Below are 3,373 nucleotides of genomic sequence, written 5' to 3' on the forward strand. Positions count from 1 at the left end.
CCATAGGGGCGGCCCTCGACATGATCGTCGATCCACTTCAATTCCTGCTCAAGGTGTTCGGGCGTCATCCAAGCTGCGCCAAGAACGCCGAAGCCGCCCGCCTTGGAGGTTGCGGCGACGACATCCCTGCAGTGGCTAAAAGCGAAGATCGGCGCTTCGATACCGAGGAGTTCCGTGGCGGCCGTTTTCATCGATGGACTTGAACCTTTGCTTGTGGGGACATCGCGTTCGTGGCTTAGGTTTGCAGCCTCGCCTTGAGAGCTTTCTTGTCGAACTTCCCTGTCAGGCCGAGGGGGAGTTCGGTTTCGAAATGGATCGTGCGCGGAACCTTGAAGTCGGACAAAGTCTTCTCGGAGTACGCGATGAGCTCTTCCTGCGCGACGCTTGCGCCATGGCGAAGCACGACAAAGGCGACCGGAACCTCGCCGAATATCCTGTCCGGACCGCCTACGACGGCGACATCCTGGATAGCCGGATGCGATGCCAAGACCGCTTCGACTTCGGAAGGCGAGATGTTCGCTCCGCCCCGAATGATGATGTCCTTGATGCGTCCCGTAAGATAGAAATATCCGTCGCGGTCGCGGCGGCCGAGGTCGCCCGTGCGGAACAGACCGTCGCGAAATGCCGCGTCGGTCTGCTCTGGATTGTTCAGGTAGCGCTTCATCGTCGCGGCGGCGCGCACGAGAACTTCGCCGTCCTCGTTGTCGGCGCAGTCCGTTCCATCGGGACGGACGATGCGAACCTGAAGCCCTGGCGCCGCCCGTCCGACCGCGCCCTTCGGAATAGGCCTCGGATCGCTGGCGAAGGTCCCGAAGACAGGGGTGGTCTCGGTCGTAGCATAGTAGTTCTGGATCACCTTGCCAAACCGCTTCGCGAACCGTTCCTGCATTTCCTCGGGCAGCGGTGCGCCGGCACAGATGAGAGTGCGGACACCCGAAAGGTCATATGTCAGATCGCGTTGCTCGCAATACTCGAGCATCATCGAGAACATCGTGGGCACGCCGTGAAACACCGTCGCGGAATGCGACAGCAGCCCCTCGAGCACGTCCCGCGGATGGAAGCGCCGAAGGATTGCCACGGCGCCGCCTGACTGCAAGCCGACGGCCGCGCCCGTCGAGAGGCCGTAGAGGTAGCCTAGCGGCAGAGCGACGAGCGTCACGTCATCGGGCGTCAGCCCCCACATGCTGGCAAGCGCCGTCGCCGCTCCCACCTGCGCCGCATGGTCGAGCAGGATCGCCTTGGGCACGCCCGTGCTTCCGGAGGTATAGATGATGAGAAAGTCGTCGCAGGGCGCGACGACCGTCTCTTCGAGAGCTGGAAGTCCGTCGGCCGGAGCCCTCAGTTCCTTCAAGCCGCGCAGCGAGCCCGCGGGAACGGCCGCCCGCGCGACGTCGGCTGCCAAATCGTCATGAAAAAGGAGAGTCGCGCCGGAATGCCTGAAGGCATATTCGACTTCCGAAGCGGTCAGGTTTGGATTGAGCGGCACGAACACCGCTCCAAGACGCGCGGCGGCGTAATAGGCGATCATGAGTTCGGTGCAGTTTTGGGCATATGCCGAGAATGTCGTGCCCTTGCCGATCCCGAGCGCCTGCAGATGTCGGGCCGCAACCTCCACAGCCGCGCCGAACGCGCCGTAGGTGAGCGTCTCGGCCTCGAAGCGAATGGCGACCTTGCCGCCCTGGCGTTCGATGACTTTAGCCAAATGCGAGTGTACGGTTTCGGTCATCGTTCAGCTGCGAAGAGATGAAGGGAATTCTGGAAGGGTCTCGCGACTTGTGCGTTTTGCCTCGCGCGGGAGGCGTTTGGCCGCGGGGAACGGCTTTCCCAAATCAGCGAGGATCTCGCGGGCGGCGTTATGCCCTGCCACGCCGTTGACGCCGCCGCCCGGGTGGCAGGCGGCTCCGCACAGATACATGCCTTTGACGGGCGTCCGATAGTCGGCGTAGTGCGCGATCGGGCGACGGAAGAATACCTGGTCGAGGCTCATCTCGCCGTGATGCACGTGGCCGTCGGTCATCGCGAACATCTCTTCGATGTCCTTGGGAGTGAGAATCTGGGCATGCAGCACCTCCTTGTCGAAACCGGGGGCGTACCTGCAAATCTGAGCAAGAACGATGTCGAGGAGTTCTTTCTTGGTGACCTCGTTCCAGTCGCGGCCGTTGAGCTTGTATGGGACGTGCCCGCCCATGATCTGGACGACATGCTTCCCGTCGGGAGCGACCGTGTCGTCGAATGCGCTCGGCGTGGTGATCCACAGATACGGATGGCGCGACATCTCGCCGTTTTGCGCCGACTGGAAAGCCTCCTCCAGTTCATCGGTGTTTTCCGCGAGCGTCACCGATCCAGGAGTAGGCTGGTTCAGTCTGCGACCTCTGTAGGCGGTCCAATCTGGCAAGGCGTTGCAGGCGAGATTGATCTTGAACGCGATCGATTTGGTGCGGTGCCGTTCGACTTGCTCAATGACCTCCTCCGTCAAGTTCTCCCGACCGATCAGGTCGAAATAGGTCATCTTCGCGCCAGCGTTGGAGATGACGACGCGGGATTTGATCATGCGGCCGTCGTCGAGCACCACTCCCTGAGCCCGCCCGTTCTCGATGCTGACATTCGCGACCTTGTGTCCGGTTATCACCTCGACACCGTGCTCGGCGGCTACCTTTCGGAGCGCCTCCGAAATGCTGCCCATGCCTCCTCGGATGAGCCCACCTGGCCCCATTGGGGTCGTGTTGTCGCGCAGGTAGGGCCGGAGAAGCACATAGGCCGACCCCGGGGCCTTCGGGCTGAGGAATCCCGCCGAGCCGGAGGCGTAGCTGCCGAAGGCCGTAAGCATCTGGTCGCTTTCGAACCAGCGCTTCAGGTAGTCGTAGGCGCTGAGCGTCAGCACGTCCCAGATGTCGAAGAGGTAGGGCGCCGCGTCGCGCAGACGCCAAGCGAGCCCCATCGTCTTCGCCAGATCCTTCACCTTGCGCGTCGTCGGATCGACGGGCGTCTCGAACATGATCCGCCGAATGAAGGGCACGAGCTTCTGCATATGCGCCGAAAACTTGGGGTAATTTTCCGCGTCCTTTCTGGAGAATTTGGCGATCTCCTCGACCATGCGGGTTTCGTCGGACCAGAAGACGAGGCTATCGCCGCTCTCGAATGGCTGGAAAGACGGTGGCACGGGGATCACTTCGACGCCGTTCTTGAGAAGTTCGAGATCCATCATGATCTTGGGTTGCAGCATGCTCATCCAGTAGGACGCGACGGAGACCTTGAACCCTGGCCAGACCTCGCGCGAAATGGCGGCACCCCCCACGAACGGCTGGCGCTCGATGACGACGACCTTCTGCCCCGCCTTGGCGAGGTAGCAGGCACAGACCAGGCCGTTGTGACC

The 3,373-nt window shown here is 62.1% G+C and carries 3 protein-coding genes; all 3 read right to left on the minus strand.

Annotation, left to right across the window (positions count from 1 at the left end; all coding sequences use genetic code 11):
- Positions 1-191 (minus strand): nitronate monooxygenase (locus tag EOD07_RS38195; protein ID WP_206519573.1); only part of this gene is annotated, 191 nt, incomplete at its 3' end.
- Between the two features lie 44 nt (positions 192-235).
- Complete coding sequence (locus tag EOD07_RS27675; RefSeq protein WP_127237650.1) at positions 236-1,726, minus strand: AMP-binding protein; 1,491 nt, start codon at positions 1,724-1,726, stop codon at positions 236-238.
- A gap of 3 nt (positions 1,727-1,729) precedes the next feature.
- Positions 1,730-3,373, minus strand: a 1,644-nt coding sequence (locus EOD07_RS27680; protein WP_164772589.1) for an NAD(P)/FAD-dependent oxidoreductase, incomplete at its 5' end; no start/stop codon positions are given.

It is taken from the genome of Mesorhizobium sp. M2C.T.Ca.TU.002.02.1.1 (assembly GCF_003997225.1).